The sequence below is a fragment of the Flavobacterium sp. MDT1-60 genome, assembly GCF_014844035.1.
In the GTDB taxonomy this organism is placed as follows: domain Bacteria; phylum Bacteroidota; class Bacteroidia; order Flavobacteriales; family Flavobacteriaceae; genus Flavobacterium.
Window position 1 is genome coordinate 4,858,581 of sequence record NZ_CP062159.1, and the last position, 20,559, is coordinate 4,879,139.

General features: G+C 35.5%; 11 protein-coding genes. All 11 read right to left on the minus strand.

Going from position 1 to position 20,559, the window contains the following annotated elements:
• Nucleotides 1-218: 218 nt before the first annotated feature.
• A complete protein-coding gene (gene bglX / locus IHE43_RS20485; protein WP_192188264.1) occupies nt 219-2,519 on the minus strand; it encodes a beta-glucosidase BglX in 2,301 nt (766 codons plus the stop codon).
• 637 nt (nt 2,520-3,156) lie between these two features.
• Nucleotides 3,157-4,986, minus strand: a complete 1,830-nt coding sequence (locus tag IHE43_RS20490; protein WP_192185630.1) for an alkaline phosphatase — start codon at nt 4,984-4,986, stop codon at nt 3,157-3,159.
• A 441-nt stretch (nt 4,987-5,427) separates the two neighbouring features.
• The gene (locus IHE43_RS20495) at nt 5,428-6,963 is read right to left on the minus strand and encodes a RagB/SusD family nutrient uptake outer membrane protein (RefSeq protein ID WP_192185631.1); all 1,536 of its coding nucleotides are present in this window, start codon (nt 6,961-6,963) and stop codon (nt 5,428-5,430) included.
• Between the two features lie 19 nt (nt 6,964-6,982).
• Nucleotides 6,983-10,372: a SusC/RagA family TonB-linked outer membrane protein gene (locus IHE43_RS20500; protein ID WP_192185632.1), complete on the minus strand. Its 3,390-nt coding sequence runs from the start codon at nt 10,370-10,372 to the stop codon at nt 6,983-6,985.
• Nucleotides 10,373-10,443: 71 nt separating this feature from the next.
• Nucleotides 10,444-11,364: a FecR family protein gene (locus tag IHE43_RS20505; RefSeq protein WP_192185633.1), complete on the minus strand. Its 921-nt coding sequence runs from the start codon at nt 11,362-11,364 to the stop codon at nt 10,444-10,446.
• A 114-nt stretch (nt 11,365-11,478) separates the two neighbouring features.
• Entirely contained in the window at nt 11,479-12,036 is a 558-nt protein-coding gene (locus tag IHE43_RS20510) for an RNA polymerase sigma-70 factor (RefSeq protein WP_192185634.1), read from the minus strand.
• 471 nt (nt 12,037-12,507) lie between these two features.
• Entirely contained in the window at nt 12,508-14,739 is a 2,232-nt protein-coding gene (locus IHE43_RS20515) for a DUF6055 domain-containing protein (RefSeq protein WP_192185635.1), read from the minus strand.
• Between the two features lie 187 nt (nt 14,740-14,926).
• Nucleotides 14,927-16,492, minus strand: coding sequence for an alpha-galactosidase (locus tag IHE43_RS23910; RefSeq protein ID WP_370526752.1), 1,566 nt, complete (start codon nt 16,490-16,492; stop codon nt 14,927-14,929).
• Nucleotides 16,441-17,136, minus strand: coding sequence for a glycoside hydrolase family 36 N-terminal domain-containing protein (locus tag IHE43_RS23915; RefSeq protein WP_255513810.1), 696 nt, complete (start codon nt 17,134-17,136; stop codon nt 16,441-16,443). The genes IHE43_RS23910 and IHE43_RS23915 overlap by 52 nt, the downstream gene beginning before the upstream one ends.
• A 21-nt stretch (nt 17,137-17,157) precedes the next feature.
• On the minus strand, nt 17,158-18,369 hold the full coding sequence (locus IHE43_RS20525) for a Xaa-Pro peptidase family protein (RefSeq protein WP_192185636.1): 1,212 nt from the start codon (nt 18,367-18,369) through the stop codon (nt 17,158-17,160).
• Nucleotides 18,370-18,413: 44 nt separating this feature from the next.
• Nucleotides 18,414-20,558: a family 43 glycosylhydrolase gene (locus IHE43_RS20530; RefSeq protein ID WP_192185637.1), complete on the minus strand. Its 2,145-nt coding sequence runs from the start codon at nt 20,556-20,558 to the stop codon at nt 18,414-18,416.
• Nucleotide 20,559: the final 1 nt, after the last annotated feature.

The window sequence follows — 20,559 nt, forward strand, 5'->3', positions numbered from 1 at the left end:
TTGAAATAAAATTTATAACTGGTTTTATTTAATCATATCTAAAACAATATTAATAAAACTAAACAGAACACTTACTTTTTTTATCCAGATTTACCATATTGCTAAAAACCTGAGCAGATTAAGGACCTCATAAGGATTAATCGTACTCAGGCTGTAAATTGCTTACTGATAAATTAAAATTCTGAAGCGTATCTTCTTGTTTTTAAGTTCTTCAGCATTTATTTTAGTTCAAATTTACTGGTAAGTCCTTCATTAGAATTCCAGCCGACCATAACATTAAACAGACCGGATTCTGTTAAAAATTCACCATTGTTGTCATAAAATCCAAGCTCTTTATCTGTTAAAGTAAACTGAACGGTTTTAGTTTCTCCTTTTTTTAATGCAATCAGCTCAAAACCTTTTAATTCTTTAACTGGCCTTACCACACTGGCAGCAACATCATTTACATACAATTGAACTACTTCTTTGCCATCAACATTTCCGGTATTGGTAACATCTACAGTTAGTTCAATTTTCTCTCCTTTCTGGAAGGAGGTTTTTGCTAATTTCAGATTTTTATACTCAAAAGAAGTATAGCTTAATCCATAACCAAACGGATATAATGGTGTTTTTTCGACATCAATATAATGCGACCAAAAAGCATTTTGATCTTTATTGGTTGGTCTTCCTGTATTGTATAAATTGTAATAAATTGGGCACTGCCCTACGTTTCTTGGGAATGACATTGTCAGCTTACCACTTGGGTTGTAATCTCCGTACAAAACCTGTGCAATTGCATTTCCGGATTGGGTGCCTAACTGCCAGGCTTCAACAATAGCAGGGATATTTTCTGCTGCCCACGGTAATGCAAGCGGACGCCCATTGTTTAAAACCAAAATAACATTAGGATTTGCTTTGTAGACTTCCTCTAATAATTGCTGCTGATTACCAGGCAGACCTAATTCAGTTCTACTACGTCCTTCTCCACTTTGAAAACCAATTTCACCTAAAACCATTACCACAACATCCGCTTGTTTTGCGGCTTTTTTAGCGGCTTCAAATCCGGAAAAATCAGTTGTATTAATCTTTACTTCATCAACAAATACCTGTTTATTTAGAGCCACATCAGTTCCTTTTTCATAAACTAAAGTATTGTTTTTATATTGCTGCATTCCTTCAAGAACCGATATTGCTGTATTATCATCAGCGGCAATTCTCCAACTTCCGAGTGGACTGGTTTTATCATTTGCCAAAGCACCAATTAAAGCGATTTTTACTCCTTCTTTTTTTAATGGCAACAGTTTTTCATTCCTCCCCTGTGGAAGAGTATTCTTCAACAGAACAATTGATTTTTTGGCCATATCCAGAACAGCATCATTATTGGCCTTATTTCCAATACTTGATTTTTCACGGGCTTCATCACAATATTTGTATGGATTATCAAACAAACCTAATTCAAATTTTACTCTAAGAATTCTGCGAACGGCATCGTCGATCACACTTTCTTTTACTACTCCTTTTTTTACCAGCTGAGCTAATTCTGTTACATACACATTTGATTCCATATCCATGTCAGAACCAGCAATAGCAGCTTTTTGAGCTGCATCGGCTCCATCTGCTGCGTAACCGTGGGTAATCATTTCGGCTATAGAAGCCCAATCAGAAACCACAAAACCATTAAATTTCCAGGCCCCTTTTAAAATATCCCTTTGCAAAAAGCTATTTCCGGTTGCGGGTACTCCGTTTAATGTATTAAATGAATTCATGAAAGTACGAATTCCGGCATCGACTGCCGCTTTAAAAGGTGGTAATACACTATTGTACAGCTTAGAATTACTCATGTCGACACTATTATACTCCCTGCCTGCTTCTACAAAACCATAACCCGCAAAATGTTTGGCGCAGGCAATAATAGCCGTATTAGCACTTAAACTCTCACCTTGAAAACCGTTAACCCGGGCGGTAGCAATTTTACTGCCCAGATAAGGATCTTCTCCGGCACCTTCCATTACTCGTCCCCATCTTGCATCATTAGAGATATCTACATTAGGTGCAAAAGTCCAGTTTAATCCGGAAGCAGAAGCTTCAACAGCAGCAACACGCGCCGAATTTTTAATGGCTTCCAGATCCCAACTTGCAGCTTCTGCCAGTGGAATAGGGCTGAGTGTTTTATAGCCATGTATAACGTCAAAACCAAAAATTAACGGAATTCCAAGACGGGTCTCTTCAACAGCTATTTTTTGTACGGCTCTTACTTCTTTAACGCCTCTTATGCTCAGCATAGAACCTACCAGTCCTTTCTTTATATTATTGTATTTTTCTTCATTAGAACCTGATTCTGGTTTTGGCCCCGTAACATCCCATGAACCATTGTATTGATTCATTTGCCCTACCTTTTCTTCTAATGTCATTTCTTTCATCAAAAGTGAAATCCGGTCTTCAATTGGCTTATTGACATCCAGATGTTTTTTTGATTGCGCATATCCATTTCCAAAAACGATTAGCAGCAAAAATGCATATTTCTTAATTTGTCTTTTCATCATAGTTTTTTAGTTTTTTGTAGCGTTATTGAATCATGTAGTTGATAGTAGATTATAATTTATTTTGCATACTATAATTTTACAAGCTCATTTACATGAAATCAGTAAATTCAAGATGGTAAATGTAGTTTTCCCTTGAGCCATCAGGGTAGAACATTTGAAGCATTATGTGCGACAAATGATGTATTTACATAACCCTACAATCCATAAATCAAAACGATTACTTCTATTAAAAAAAAATGGAGAATGCTTCATATCAACTGCTTTTATGAAGTCGTAGTGTAATTCTGAAAAAAAAACAGGAGTTTAAAATTTTGAACAAAATGGGAATAGCTGATTGTTTACTTCACTTTATACTGGTGTATCTGATCTTAGAAAAGCTTGTAAAAGCCCGTGATTACCGGGCTCAAAATAAAGGCATCGAAACCTCTCTCTCCACCAGTAGAAATTTCAAAAGAAACTTTAAAAGAAAAAGCCTTTAAACACTAGTGTTTAAAGGCTTTTTCTTTTTGGCATACCTTTCAAAAAACATCATCCAGATATTCATTAATAAACTCGAACGGAAATCAATGTCTCTTTAAACCTTGATTATTCATTAAAGGTTGGGTATATATCTGGATACTATAGAACTCTATAATTACTTTGCAAAAAGAACTTCTAGTATTTTAGTATAAATTTCTATGTTTTGGTAAACACCCATAAAATTTTGAGCTCCCGGTCCATAAGCAAAAACCGGAACGGAAACGGCCGTATGATCGTTTGTACTAAAACTTCCATGTACATATCCTTTTTCTATATTTCCGTCGATTAAGGAAAGTCCACCTGTTTCGTGATCGGCTGTAACAATTAAAAGTGTTTCCGGGTTTTTGTCTACAAATTCCATTGCTTGTCCAACAACTTTATCAAAATCCAGCATTTCGCGTACCACATATTCTACATTATTTTGATGTCCGCCATAATCGATTTGTGCACCTTCAGCCATTATGAAAAACGGATTTTTAGACTTTGAGAAAGTACTGGTGGCTTTCGCCAAAGATTTAGTTAAAAATTCACCTCTTCCTGCTTTCATAGAAACTACCGAAGCATCGTCTAAAACAATAAATTTAGCATTTTTGATCGTGTCAAGACTGCTAAATTTATCCGAAAAAGTATACCCTTTTTCAATTAAAATTTTAGACAAATCTTTACCATCTTTTCTTGAATAAAACTCCTTTGGTCCTCCTCCAATCAAAATATCTGACGGATTTGCTAAAAAATCCTGAGCTATAGGTTCATTATAACTTCTCTCTGGTTGATGGGCATAAAAAGCAGCCGGAGTAGCATCGGTAATATTTCCTGCTGAAATAATGGCCGTTTTATAATTTTTCTTCGCCAGTTGTTGTGTAATTAACTCCAATCGCTTTCCGTTTTCATCAACACTAATAAATCTATTATTGGTTTTATGTCCCGTTGCCATTGCCGTTGCACCGGCAGCCGAATCCGTAATATAACTATCCGAAGATTTGGTTATAGAAAGTCCCTGCGTTGGAATATTAAATAAACTTAACTGCCCTTTATTTGCCGTATAACCTGCATAAATTTGAGTAAGCCCCATTCCGTCGCCAATTAATAAAATTACATTTTTAGGTTTCTTTTTAGAAAATGACGATCCATTTTTAGGTACATAAGCCTGATGAAACTCGGTATTTTGATAAAAAGTTGTTTTTATACTACTGATGAATTGTGTTAGTGTCGGAACATTATCCGTAGCTATATAATCCACTTTTAAAGTCATCAAAGTCATCCACGTATTTACATTATCCTGAGTTCCCCAGAATCTGATTTTTTTATTCTGATCGTGAACTTTTTTAATGATGGCTTTCACTTTTTCGGAATCAGTTTGTGTCATTACACCTTTGCCATTCCAAACTGTAATTTCTTTTAAATCCTCGCTAATCATTTCGACACGGGATAATTGCTCTGAAGTATAATTTTCGTTCAGTCTTCCGTCAAAATAAATAAATTCAGGATAATCCTTCCAGTTTGCCGGAGAAGGTCTGTTTCCTGAAATAACCACTTTTAGATTTTTGTTCGAAATAAGATCTGGATATGTTTTTAATTGCTGCACAATTAATTTCAGGGTTGCATCAGCGTCTGACTTAATATCGATCATTAAAATTAAAGGTTTATTGTCAGGATATGCTTTACCTCCTAAATTCTTTAGTTTATTGGCTAAAGGATCTAGATACAAGCTTCTAAGCGTGTTGTAAGTCGTAATTTCCTTTGAACTATGCGCAACTGGCAAATCGTTATTTACTATAAAAACATCGGCTTCGATAACGCCGGTCTCATTAGAATAAGCTTCATAAAAAGGAAGCTTACCCGCATAATCATAATCATTATGAGAATGAATATTTGTAGAACTGTATTCCTGTGCTTGTGCAAACAGGAAGAAATGAAGGCAAAAAAGGACTATTAATTTTTTCATTGTAAATGGGGTTTTATTTTTTTAACGTATAATATTTGTCATTTCTCCCTTCGGTCGAAATGACAACATTGTAGTGACTTTCTCTGTAATTTCATTATTAAAGCTCCAGCGAGAGCGCAATACTTATAGCAATTATAGATTTTCCCGCATTAAAGCTCCAGAAGAGCGATATCTATGTCACCCCGACGGGGTTCGCGTTCTTTTTATCACAAATTAAATTTCTATAAATATAACGTCCCTCCGGGACTTACTGTATTATTAACTCAGAATTAAAATCATTTTAACCCCATTAATCTGTGGTTAAAAATATATAAACCAGCCTTTTCCGTAAAAAAGACTGGCCTATTTTATATAAAATCATTTGCCGTTTTTTTTACAACTGCAAGCCCACAACTAAGCTTGCAGCGTAAAAAAACAAAACAAATAAACTGAAACTACAAACTACCAGCCTTTATTTTGCGTAAGGGCTCCTTTACTAACTGCAATTTCATCTGGTGGTATTGGCCAAACATGGTGAATTGCAGGATTAAAATTACGGGCAGGATAAATCACGCTTCCGTTATAATGGTGTAAAGGTTTTGCGTAAGTCGCCTGAGCATCGCCCCAACGTACTAAATCGAAATGACGATCTGTCCATTCACCAGCCAATTCGCAACGTCTTTCTCTTTTTAAATCAGTCAATGTTGCTCCCGAAATACTTGGTAAACCAGCACGATTACGAATCATATTTATTTCTGTGTCAGCACTTAAACCTTTCATTAATTTGGCTTCTGCCAACATCAAAATCACATCGGCGTAACGCAAAAGAGGTAAATTTAAAGCTGTCGAAGGTTTATCTCCGTTTGCATTTACATAACGAATATCAATTCCTCCCGAAGTTGTTTTTGGGTAACCGAATGGCTCCATATATTTCTTAAACTGATAACCCGTTCTGTTACTAGAGCTTACAATATATTTACCTTCGTTAAAAGTCACTAATTCACCAAAATACAGGAACTTATCTCCTTTTTGCAAAATAGTAGCGCTGCGTCTTTTATCTGTTGGATCATAAGTATCAAACAATTCTTTAGTAGGATAAAAATTTCCCCAACCGTTGTAAACTCCCCAACCTTTATCTTCTAGACAAACTCCCGGAAAAATAGAACCTAAACCTGTATTTTCGGCACTTGAAGTTACAGACCAAATATATTCTGTAGACCAATTGTTTTTAATTTTAAACACATCTTCAAAATTATCCAACAACTTGTGTTTTCCACTATTAACAATCATATTGGCGTATTTAATAGCATTGTCCCAATCTTTTGCATACAAATACGTGCGCACTAAATATCCCCAGGCTGCAGTTTTATGAGCACGCCCGTAATTGTCAGGTGTAAGCTCATTAAAATACGGCAATAAATCGGCAGCTTTAACTAAATCTGCAGCGATATAAGCATAGTTTTCAGCCACATTTTTAGCACGTGGCACGTATACATTTGTTGGATCTTCTCTGTCCTGAATTGGGATTCCGGCACGGTCGTCTCCATAATGATACGCTAATTCTAAATGCATTACCGCATGATTGAAGTATGCTTCGCCCAGCATCATATTTTTCGTTTTTTCATCTAAAGAAATCTTCGGAATATTACGAATCACATCATTACAACGTTTCATTACTTCGTAGTGCAATCTCCAGATATCTTTAGTATCAGACTCGGCTCCATCAACAATAAAATTCTTGATACGCTCTGCATTTTGTCTTGGTTTGGTTCCTATATCGTCGCTTGCATTATTTAGCCAGAAAAAACCACGTCCGTACATATTATCATCAGAATACAAGGCATAAATTGCATTTACCCCTGCTTTTGCATCAGCCGGTGTTTTCCAGAAATTTCCGCTTGACGGTGCTCCTTGCGGAACTACATCAAGTTCACTTTCGCAAGCCGAAGTGCCCAGTAAAAGCACAAAACTCAATAATAAAAGACTTAAATTTTTCATTTTATTTGTTTTATATTTTTTAAAAAGTTGCATTTACACCCGTCATATAAATACGGGAAAGTGGATATTTTCCTAAGTCCAGACCAAAGTTGCTAAGTCCAACTTCAGGATCCATTCCGGAGTAATTAGTAATTGTAAATAAATTTTGTCCTGAAATAAAGAATCTAAGTTTTGCTTTTCCGTTCAGCCAATTTTCCTTAACAGTATAACCAATCGAAACATTTTTTAATCTTATGAATGAAGCATCTTCGATATAAAAATCAGAGATTCTCCCGAAGTTATTGTTATTATCTGTCGAGGAAAGAACCGGAATATTGGTATCCGTATTTGTTGGCGACCATGCATTTTTAGAATCGGCCAATAAATTATATCCAGGGAAAGAAGCGTTTAGACCTGTATATTTTACGGCATTAAAAATCTTATTTCCTGCTACTGCATTAAAAAAGATATTCATGTCAAAGCCTTTATATCTAAAGTTGGCATTTAAGCTGTAAGTTGTTTTTGGAAACGGATTTCCAAGTATTACTCTATCGCTGTTATTAATTACACCATCTCCGTTTACATCTTTAAATTTAATATCTCCGGCAACTGCATTTGGCTGATATACTGCACCAGAAGTGTTTACATATGCTTTTGCTTCGGCATTACTTTGAAATAATCCGTCTGTAGCATATCCATAATAAGCACCAACAGGACTTCCAACCTGATAAATGTTGGCTAAAGGCAAACTACGAACGCGGCTAATGTTTAAAGGTTCAAGAGAAGTTAAACCATCTTTAATAGAAACAATTTTGTTACTTAAAAATGCAGCATTTGCCGTTACATCAAACTTAAATTCTCCACGTGTTTTTTGATACGTCAAACTAGCTTCAATACCTTTGTTTTCAACATCTCCAGAGTTTACAATTCGACCTTGCGGAGTTCCTGAAACACCCGGAAGCTGATCACGAACCAACATGTCTTTGTTCTTCTTTACGTATGCATCTACAGATCCTGTAAGGGTATTGTTGAACATTGTAAAATCCACACCAATGTTTGTCTGCTCTGAACTTTCCCATTTTAAGTTAGGATTTGATAATTCACCTTCCGCATAACCATAATTAATTACCGGAGTTGAACCAATTAAAGCCTGAGTCTGATTCAATGGAACACTAAATTGGTATGGTCCAAGATTTCCTAAATTTCCTATTTGTCCCCAGCTTGCGCGCAGTTTTAAATTGCTAATGATTGGGCTGATGTTTTTCATAAATTCTTCTTCAGAAATTAGCCATCCTGCAGAAACAGAGGGATAAACTTTCCAGCGATTATCTGACAAAAGTTTTGAAGTTCCGTCACGACGAACGATTCCTGAGAATAAATATTTTTGATTAAAATCGTAATTTAACCTTCCAACATAAGATGAAATAATTTCGTCAGATAATCCTGCTGCCGTTTGCTGAATTAATTTCGCATTTAGCAAATAACGTTGCGATGGATCTTCGTTATCAAAACCTGTTCCTTCGATCGTATAAAATTCTCTTTTTGTTTCCTGATAGGTATATCCTGCTAAAGCTTTGAAATTGTGTTTCCCTAAAGATTTTTCGTAAGAAATTGTTTGTTCTCCTAATAAATCTGTAGTTGTAAGTGACTTTTGCGTTAATCGGTTAAAGTCAAATATTTTTCCCGGCTCTGTAATTTTTACTGCAAAATCTTTTGCATTATCCTGGATTCTGGTATAACCCCAGTTTGTTTTTACTTTCAAACCTTTGATAATTTCCCATTCTGCATAAGGATTGATCAAAATAGTAGACACAGGATTTCTGTTATCCAGTCTTTTCAAATAAGCAACAGGATTGATAACATCTCCATAAGAACCAATATATTTTTCCGGAACCCCACCAAATCGTCCTGAACCATCTTCTCTATATATTGTTGCATTTGGCGGATAAAAAATGGCTGCCAAAATTGCTCCTGTATAACCACTTGATGTATTGGCGCTCTGACCGTTAGTTAACGAATAGGATAAATTTTCTCCAATTGTAAAATTTGGCGCTAATTTAAAATAAGAGTTTGCTCTTGCCGTATAACGCTCACCAAAAGTATTTAATAAAATCCCTTCGTTTTTTCTATAACTTCCTGAAACAAAGAAATTAGATTTTTCTGTTTTACCGTTTATAGAAAGGGACAAATCCTGAATTTCTCCTGTATGGAAAATTTCATCCATCCAGTTTGTTTTTGTAGTTCTCGCCGTTGGTTCAAATGCAGGATCAAAAGCAGGAATTCTTGGCATACCTGCATTGTCTCTCGCTAAGTTCATAGCATCAGCATATTCAGCAGCGTTAAGAACATCTAGTTTTTTGGCTACATTCTGGAAACCTCCCTGATAATTTACATTTATATTAACTTTCTCAGAAACTCCTTTTTTAGACGTAATTAAAATTACACCTCCAGAAGCTCTTGCTCCGTAAATGGCTGCAGAAGCCGCATCTTTCAAAACACTTATCGAAGCAATATCATTTGGATTTAAGGTATTCAAAGAACCACTGTAAATAATTCCGTCCAAAACAATTAATGGTGTTTCAGCATTCAAAGAACCAATACCACGAATATTAATTGTTGGTTCAGCCGTTGGGTCACCACCATTACTAAGCACCGTAACACCGGCAACAGTCCCTTGCAGTAATTCAGCGGCGCTGTTGTATGTCCTGCTCGAAGTTTCCTTCATAGAAACAGATCCTACAGATCCTAAAACTTCACTCTTTTTTACACTTCCATAACCCATAACTACAACTTCCTGCAGTTGTTTCATATCGGCTACTAATTTGATTGTGATGTTTTTATCCGCTTGCGTTACTTTAACCTCCTGATCAACATAACCAACATACGAAAAAACCAATATGGCCTCAGATGCGTTGATTTCAATCTTAAAAGTTCCATCAAAATCTGTTGTTGCTGCTGCATCAGAACCTTTATCTTTAATCCCTACGCCTGGCAACGGCATTCCGTCATTACCGCCATAAACGGTTCCTGAAATGCTGATTTTATTTTGATCGGCATTCGAAACTTTTTGGCTTTTTTTGATCACAATATTATTGCTTACAATTTCATATTTCAGGAAAAAATTGCTGCATATTTTATCTAGTGCCTGCTCTAGTGTAACATTATTCAGTTTTAAACTAATTTTTTGATTGGTATTAACCTGATTCGTTTCGTACATAAAATGTACATCAATTTGTTTTTCTATCTTCTGAAAAACATTCCTGATACTTTCATTTTCTACTTTTAAGGTAACTCTTTTGCCTATATCTACACTGCCTGCTTTTGCAGTTAATCCGATAAAAAATAAAGCCACAAAAAGAAGTGCTTTGGTCAATAGGGATTTTTTAATGCTCTGACAGTTTACGACATACCGCATTTGTTTTTTAGTCATGTTTTTGAGTTTTAATTGTTCTTGATTATGATTGGTTTTCTACGTAGATTGATTCGTTTGATTTTAAAAAGTTATCGTATGGTGTAAGTTCCCGATTCCAGTTTATAATCAGCATTTATAATATTGCATACCAAAGCAACAACCTGTTCGACAGGAAGTTCTTTGAAATAGGCACTTATTTTTAGATTGTTTAAATTCTTGTTTCCAATTGCGATCGTAACATTATAATTGCGATTAATTGTTGCAATGACTTCCGGTAAAGGAGCATCTTCAAAAACAATGATGTTTTTTCGCCATAACGAAATAGAATTCACAGGAATATCAGTAAAGGCCTTCAGTTTGTTACTTTTCGATTTAAAAACCACTTTCTGGCCCGGAGTTACATACACATTCTCTTCTGTAACAGTCGATTTCACATTTACTCGTCCGGTTAAAACCGAAACTTCCTGCGTAGCATGATCCGGATAAGCCTGAACATTAAAGCTCGTTCCTAAAACTTTGGTATCCATTTTATCAGTATGAATAATAAAAGGATGTTTTTTGTCTTTGGCAACATCAAAAAAGGCTTCACCGGTTAAATAAACTTCTCGTGTATCTCCTTTAAATTTGGCAGGATATTTTAAACGGCTTCCGGCATTCAACCAAATTTTAGTTCCATCACTCAACATTATTTTAGCGTGTTCTCCCGGCTTCGTAGCGTATTGTTTCGTTATCGTGTTTATAGATGATTGATAAACAAAAAAAGACAAACCCATTAATAATAACAGAGAAGCAGCCATAGCCCAATTTCTGTTCTGAAGAAAAAACACCTTTTCTGATTTCTTTATTTGTCTGATTTCTTTTTTTAGTTTCGAACGGTCAGATTCAATAATCAGAGTTGGGTCAAAAATATCTTTTTGGTCATCGTACCACTTATTCCATATTTCTTCTCCTTTTATGGAAGGCTTACCTTGTAAAAAAAGTTTTATATCTTGATGTAATTTTTCAGGCATTATAATTTATTTATCTCTTTAATAGTATGTCTTAGAAATCTTAATTTCAGGTAGGTTGATAAGGTTACGCTTTTGTTAAGAAAAAAGCGTATATCAAAATTTGTAAATCTGTTGTCAGTTGAATTCGCTCAAATAGCTTCGCATAAATTTTAGCGCATAAGCAATATGATACTTTACGGTTTCGTGCGAAACATTAAGTTCTTCGGCTATCTCTTTGTTAGTGTAGTGTTTGATGCGACTTAAAATAAAAACTTCTTTAGATTTTTTTGGAAGTAACAAAGTGGCTTTATCTACCGCTTCTTGTAGTTCTTCATAATAGATAGCATCTTCAGTAGTGCTGGTACTGCTGTAGTTATTATTGCTTCTATCGACAACCTCCTTGATATATTGGTCGGTAATAGTGTGTGATTTTATATAATCTAAAGTCGTATATCGAACCGAAGTATAGATATAGGCCGAAAATTTCTTTTGAATAACCAAAATCTTTCGGCGTTCCCAAATTGTGGTAAAAACCTCCTGAACAATTTCTTCAGAAACAGGAACAGATTTCATTCGCATATAAACAAAGCGAACCAATACATCCCGATACCGAAAATACAATTCATCAAACGCTTTATCTTTTCCTTGTCTTAGTAATTCAACAAGCTCTTCATCGGTAAACCTCTTATACATAATAGGTCACTTTTGTATTATTTAGTGAATGAACGGCGGTTATTAAATCACCAATCCTGATTATTTTTTTTCGATGTATTCTTAATTTTAAAAATGACATATTCTACAGTGTGTTGTTTTATAATATGTCTTCAAAATTAAAATCAGGGTAGGTCGATAAGGTTACGTTTATATTAATAAAACAGTCCCATTATAAAACATTGTATTAACATTTCACATGGAAAATTACGTTTGCATCTAATTGATGAAATCAAAACAGATTTACAACAGGCCTTTGATAAATAAAATAATTTGAATAACACTAGATACAAATCCGAAAACAACTATGAATTGGATGTTACAGAAACTAAAAAAAAGCCTGCAAAATAAATATTTTGCAGGCTCCTTGTCCGATCGTTACCATGTTATTTGCTTTTGTTTTTATACTAAATCTCCCAGGCAAATAAATGGCACGCTAAAAATAATAAATAGCTATTGCTTAATAAATGATTTATTTACAATAGTGTTTCCGGTTTGAATGCGTAATAGATAAACTCCTTTAATCAAATGGCTGCAATTGAACGGAATTTCAATTCTGCCAACTTCATAGATCTGATTCGTGATAACATTTAACTTACGTCCATTCATATCAAATAATGAAATGGTAACCTTTTGCTGCTCAGTTTGCAGAAAAGTTATATTGATGTTTGCCGATGTTGGATTAGGGTAAATACTCAAATCCTCTTCTGAATCAGGAATTGCCTTATTGGCGGCAAGCGCACTTACTGTACATGTTGGTGTTGTACTAAAAGCCATTTGTGCGGCTGTAAAATTTGTAAATGCTGGATTTATATCGATATTAGACGTATCACTAGCTCCTTTACCATCGCAATCTGCTCTGCCGTTTCTCCAGTAAGGAAATTGCAAATAAACACCCGGCGTAGCGCAACTGCCAATTTCTGCATCGCCGCCCACTACAACTGAGCTGCCGAAATTTCCGGCAAACAGCATGGCATTTCCTTTAATATTAGCTGTATTTGAAACTGAGCCTCCTTCCATCCAGGCATTACCTTCAACAATGGCACTATTGGATAAAGTTGCATTATAAACGCATGCATTTCCTCTTACAATTGCATTACCATTTATAGTTCCTCCATCTACCATTGCATATTCATCTATACGGGCGTTTCCTGAAATAGTACCGGCTCTGACAACTGCATAAGGTCCAACATAAACTGTTGATGCAACAGTCGCATTATTAGATACCCATCCTCCTCCGTTAGTATGTAAATGTCCATTTGTTTTAAGAAAACTTCTAAAACTAGCTGCCGGCTGATATCCTTCCGGAGTGGCATTTGCAATTTTTAGTTCATAAGGATATCTTCTTTGCTTAGGGTAACCCACATCCATATTGTAATTAACATGAACTTTCGGTGCTGAGAAAACTACCAGAAAAATATTTGCTTCTGTAGCTGTATTAAGAGTAAAAGAAGCCTCACCATCAGTTTTATACATTGGACTGTAACGAGATATTGTACCATCTGTTTTTGTGGTAACAAAACCATATCTCCAGCCTGCCTGAGTTGGATTAACTTCTGTATGTCCTTTGAACTTAATTGTAACTTTCTTTTGAGTTCCCGCACATGTTGGGTATAGTGGAATTACATTCATTCCGTAATCCTGCGGAGCCCAGTCATTATTGGTATAATATTGATCTGTTGTACCTGTAACTTTAGTTAACAGTGTGTATTGCCTGCTGGTATAACGCGGCATATTGGTCTTTATGCTATTGTAAACGCTTCTGATTGTCTTTCCAAAATTACTGGTCGTATTTATTTGGGAATTCCATTGAATAGGATAGTCGAATGCAGGCTGTCTTTGTGCATAACCCCAAAGATAATCATCAAGTTGATCCTGTGTAAAGCCTTTTAGTCTCTTAATTGTTTCAAGGGGATGTTCTTCATTGATAGATTCTGCCCACATACGTCTTGTAAAATCAAAACCCTCTTTTTCCTGAACATAATACATTAAATGAAAATTCGTGTAGTGATGTCGATTAGAGGACCACATAAAATGTTTGGTCTGTATCCACCTGGTTAAAGTACCATCAATCTCTGACCATTGAGAATACGCCTGAGCCCGCATAAAATTAGCATGGCCTTCAAAAAACGGACCCGCCCAATCATAGCCGGAGAATGCAGTTCCGTTGCCTGGATTTTCCTGAATATGCATCATCATCTGCAGCGTGTGTGCAAACTCATGCGATAATGCCCCTCCGTCTCTGGTGGCTTCAGGATGTACAAACATAGCACCAATGGTATTACTAAATGAACTAGCCTGTGCAAAAGCCTCTAACCGTGGATCTGTAGAATTCCAGGTGTTCATCATCATAATAATGATTTTGTACTTGCCGAAATTTGTTGTTGGAGCATTATTAATAAAATGCAAATCGGTTATATACCGCTTAAAGCTGGTTTCAAGGGTATCTGCAACCGATTTTGGTGTAAACCTTAATGCGGCATCAGAATAAACAGCCGGATTTGTACCTACTTTATCACCCCAATAGAGTACAAAGTTCGTAGACTCATACTTTCTGGAGCTGGATACTTTATTATAAAACTCATTATTGGGATCACTCCATTCTGTGGGAGTAAAAAGTGTTTTCTGGGCAATTGCAAAATGACTGGCCAGAAATACGACAACTAGTAGTAAAAGTTTTTTCATAGTAATATTAATTAATAGGTTAAGTAATAGCATTATTTTGTAAATATAATTCTGAAATTATAGTCTTTATAAGACAATATTACCTTCAATTAATACTATTTTACCTATTTATTAAATATATGAATCTGTTACACAAATAGTTACAAACCAAAATTTTTTAAACTGCGAATTTTTATACTTTGCTCCGTTACTTTTTTAGTTCTGCATCTATGATCTCTAAGACAATACTGCTTTCCTGTTTGGAAGAAGAAACTTTTAATCCAATTTTCATTAGATAATCACCTGAAAAGACACTACCTGATTCTTCAAAAGTATTTCTGCTTTCGGGCATTATATTAATTTCTTTTACTTTATACTTTTTTGAAGGGTCAAGCCCTTCCAGTCGCACCAGACTGTAATTAGGATCCGTCAGCGGATGCAGGGTATATGAAAAAACTACCGATTGTGTTTTATCCTTATTTACATACATTAATACAGCTCTGGTATCTGCATAAGGCGAGATTAATCGGTACAAATCTCCTTGCCAAATTACCGGACTTAATCGTTTGTAATTAGCAACAGCGTCCTGGCAAAATTTTAATTCGTTTGGCTTTAATCCTCCAACGTTAATATCAAAACCTAATTTTCCCATCATAGCAACATCGGTTTTAAATTTAATGGTTTGATTTCCCATGGAGGTCACGTGGTTACAAGTAGCCAGCGAAGGATAAAAATTAGAATATCCCCATTGAATAAACACACGGTCAAAAGGATCTGTATTGTCGCTGGCCCAAAACTCAGTAAAATAATTCAGTAATCCATAATCAACCCTGCCGCCGCCACCTGCACAAAGCATCATGGGAAGGTTGGGATATTTGGATTTTATTTTGTCTAAAACCTTATACAAACCCTTTGTATATTCAATAAATAAATGGGATTGCTGATTTTTTAAATACGTCGAATAGGCACTGGTCATCATTCGGTTGCAGTCCCATTTAAAAAAGGCCACACCAGACTGGGTCTGCATAATATCATCTACCACTTTAAATACAAAATCCTGAACTTTTGGGTTGCATAAATCTAAAACCAATTGGGTGCGATAAATGCTCTTTTCACGATTAGGCAAACTTAGAACCCAATCCGGATGTTTTTCATATAGCTCGCTTTTTTCATTGACCATTTCCGGTTCAATCCAAATACCAAATTTCACATTGGTTTCTATGGCTTTTTCCATCAGATAACCAATTCCGTCAGGCAACTTTGTTTTTGTGGCCTGCCAGTCACCCAATCCTGATACGGAACCGCTTCTTGGATATTTATTTCCAAACCAGCCATCGTCAAGCAAAAACATATCAACTCCCAGTGTTTTGGCATCTTCAAACATCTTGGTCAATTTAACCTGATCAAAATCAAAAAATGTAGTCTCCCAATTATTTAATAAAGTTAAACGTGGTTTTTCACCATCTTTAAGTCCGTATTTTCTTGCCCAGGCATGTAAATTTCTGCTGGCCTGCCCTTTTCCGTGATTCGAAAATGTATAAATAAATGGAGGTGTTTTGAATATTTTTCCGGGTTCTAAATTGTATTCTGATGCAAACTCATTGATTCCTGAAATAATTCTTAGTTCGTTATTATTGTCTATTTCAAATGTGTATTTAAAATTTCCTGACCAGGCAATTGAACCTGCAATGACTTCGCCTGTATTTTCTCCCGATTTTGAATTTAAAGAAAGAAAAAACTCGGCGATGCAAACATGTTGGTTCGAACTCCTAATTTTGAGTCAATGATTTTACTTCCTCTTGTTAGCTGGCTTTCTTCCATTCTCATTTCTTCGACAACATCGCTGTAAAATTGTGTAAGCCAATATGTATCAGCATCCAGATGTAAAGCCGATGAGGCATAGTTATAAAGTGTTATCGCTTTTTTTTCCTGATGTTCTATTTCTGTCCAGGACTCAATAACATCTTCTTTATAAAATATTTTATAATGAAGATTGACAAAAACGGGATATTGGGGGTCTTTTAATTTGATAATGATTTCTGTAGCGTTAGCATCTGTTTTTTGAGAAGTATGACTTTGATATTCTAATTCTAATGAAGGATTTCCGTCGTTATGCGTTACCCTGATAGCGGGTTCAAATAAATTATCTGTACCAAAAGTGGGATAAGCTGCATGACGCAAATCAATTAGAGGATTTCCATCATTTACCACAAACTTCTTTGTATTTTCTTTCGAAATCAATTCATATTCTAAACTGTTATTCAACTTGGTTCCAAAGTATGTTTGATACAATTTTTTATTTTTCCCTACTTTCAAAACCAAAGCCGAACTTTCAGTTTCAACAGTAATCATAACACTTTCCTGTGCCTGAACAGAGCAATAAACAATTGTGAGGAATAACAGTAAGAATCGCTTCATCTTTTGTTTTTTATTACTAAATTAATATCCAAATGGGTTATCAACACTTTGCATAGGTGTAGTGAACCATTTTGCTCCTTCTTCAGTCATATAAAAATGATCTTCATGTCTGATTCCAAATTTTCCGGGAATACAAATCATAGGTTCGTTACTTACTACCACGCCTTCGGACAGTTTTATTTCGCTTCCGCGGACTAAATACGGATATTCATGAATATCAAGTCCGGTTCCGTGTCCTACTCTGTGGGGTAATCCGGGTAAATCATAATCCGGGCTTAATCCGGCTTCAGCCAATGTTTTTCGGGCTGCATCATCTACTGATCCGCATGAAGAACCAATTTTTGCAGCCTCAAAAGCAGCACGTTGTACCTCTTTTTCTAAATTCCAAATCGTTTTATATTCCTCCGAAGCAGTTCCATAAACATACGATCTTGTAATATCCGAAAGATACCCTTGCAACCTGCAGCCTGTATCAATAATAACGGCTTCATTTTCTTTTAAGGGTTGAGGAATCGAAACACCATGAGGATATTGTGTATCATCTGCAAACAGAACAATACAGAAATAAGAACCAGAAGGTATTCCTGCTTTTATATGCGCTTTGTTTATAAAATCTGTCACTTCGCTAACTGTAATCCCGGGTCTTAGTATCCTGGCAGCAGCTCTTTGAACTTCCATCGTGATATCTTTTGCTTTTTGAATAATGGCAATTTCATTTTTTGATTTTTGCATTCGGCAGGCTGAAGTAATATTTTGCGCTGTTATAAAATCATAGCTATTATTTGCCTTTGCAATTCCATCAACTAAGAAATAAGGAGAAGACTCATCAATGGCTATTGATCCACTGCTATTTTTTTTATCTTTCAGTAACTTTCCAAATAAAACATAGGGAGATTCGTGTTCTTCCCAGCAATTAATAGTCGATTCTACCTGCATGTATTTTTTAAATGTACCTTCTTCAAATTTTGGTACTATATATTCTAAAGAACCGTCTTCAAAAAGTATTGCACCTACCATTCTTTCAGAAGCATTCCAAAGTGTTCCTGTAAAATAATACAGGTTTGTTCCGGCGTTAAGATATATCGCTTTAACAGAAAACTTCTTCATCAATTGTGCTGCCTTTTGTATACGTTCCAAGTATTCCGTTAGCAGAATAGGTTGTACATCCAGAGTTCTGTTTTCTATTTTTTCTAATTCAATTACTGCAGTAGAACCGCCAATACCAATTGTCATTTTTTTTATTTTTTCGTTAAACAGTAAAATTAATCAATCTTAATTTATTCTATTTTAGGTTTTGTCTGTTTCATCAGTTGAAGTAAGTCTTTCTGATTCAAAGCATAATCATACAAGCGTAATGAGGCAATAAAACCAGAGAAATTTTCACCAATATCTGATCCTCCAATTATAATTTTGGCTTTATCAATTGCCGAAGATAATAGCATGTTCTGCGAATTATCTAAAATACCATCTACATACACCTTCTCAACAACTCCATCAAAAGTTAAAACAATATAATGCCATTTATTCGCTTCGGGTATTTTATTAAACTTCATATCAAAATGACCGTCTAAATGTACTCCTGCACCATAATTACCACTATTGTAAGCCAAAGCATTGTATGAATTGGCTAAACTAAACGCAGTTCTGTCACACCATGAAGCCAGAATTTCCCCTTCTTTTTCAATTTCAGGATTTTTAACCCAGGTGGCTACTGTATAAGAGCCATTCCAGGCCAAGGATTTTGGCACTGTTTTATCCAAAGTAAAAGCGCCATTTTTGAAATTGAAGGCTTTGATCCCTTCAGAATTTTCTAAAGAGATATCGCCGCTTCTTGTAAAAATTCCACCAATAGAACCTTTATTAGAAATGGTGTTTAGATCTGAATTGTTAGCCATTTTACTTGCGTCTAAATCAACTAAAAGTTTCTTCGTACTTTTTACTGCAGGAGCTATATTGGATGCTTTATTTTGTACTGGTAATGGAATTTCAAATAAGGAACTATATACTTTGATGTTCCAGACTGCAGGATAAAGTCCTGTTTTTTCGGTCGCTAAAACGGTTAGTTTTATATATCGTGCCGTCACATCGTTATCATCAATCATTGGACTTCCCGCTGTACGATTTTTAGATTTATCAGCATACTGCTGCCATTTAGTTCCGTTCAAAGAATACTCCAATTTATATTGGTAATAATAACTGGCAAATTCAAATTGGGTCATTACCCTTTTTATCTTTTTTTCTGAACCCAAATCGACAATTAAGTATTGAGGAGTTGTATTATCAGCTGCTTTCCACATTGTGGCATTATTATCATCAGTAGCATAAGAAGGTTTATATTCATAATCGTACTGAGTAGATTTTAAATGATAAAAAGAAGAAGCAGTAGTTTTTGTTCCAAAAGCAATATCCTGAGGAACTTCAGACTTTACCAAATCATATATTCCTTTATTTGAAGGTACAACCGTTTTAATTGTCGAATCGTTTTGAAAAATCATTTTATCGATACAAACCTGTCTGGCTAGCCCGCCTCTGGTCATAGGATAATCGTGTTTGTGATATACAATATAGTAATCATCTTTTTCCTGTAAGATAGAATGATGCCCGGGACCATGCACCGTTTTATCTTCATTGGTACTCAAAATCGGATTATTTTTTCCTGGCGTAAAAGGCCCGTAAGGCGAATCGGAATAAGAGTAACGGACATTGTAGGTTTCATCATGACAAGAAGCTCCGGAGTACATCAGGATGTATTTAGAACCTTTCTTCATCATATAAGCAGCTTCAAAAGGTGCCGGAGTTTGTGCTAGCGGTATATTGGCTGAATGAATCATATCACTCATTGTTTTTTTATTCAATTCTCCCACGGCATATCCTCCATTGTAATGCACCCAGGTTCCCCAATAGCCATAAATTTTACCATCGGCATCTTTAAAAAACTGTGCGTCCAAAGATGGAAAACCTTCTCTGGGATATCCGTTTGAAATTACCGGAACATCCTGATCGCTTAATTTTTTCCAGGGACCAACAGGCGAATCGGAAACATAACCATAAATATTACAGCCTATTTCACAGTTTCCAAAATACAAATAATACTTACCATCATCTCCCTGAACAATATCAGGAGCCCAAAAATTAGTTATGGATTTGGCCGAAAACGACGGGATTTCCATAATATAATTGTACCAATTTTTAAAGTCTTTGCTATACCAGACTGTCGGTGCTCCAGATGCCAGCATTTCGTTATCAGTAGTAGCGTAGATGTAATAAGTATCTCCAAACTTTTTAATAGTGGGGTCAGCAAACCAGCCAGGTAAAACAGGATTTCCTGCACCGGGAGAATTTACATCAACATCCTTTTGAGCAAAAATGGTTCCTGTAAAAACAAGTATGATAAGACTGTATAATAGTTTCTTTTTCAGCATT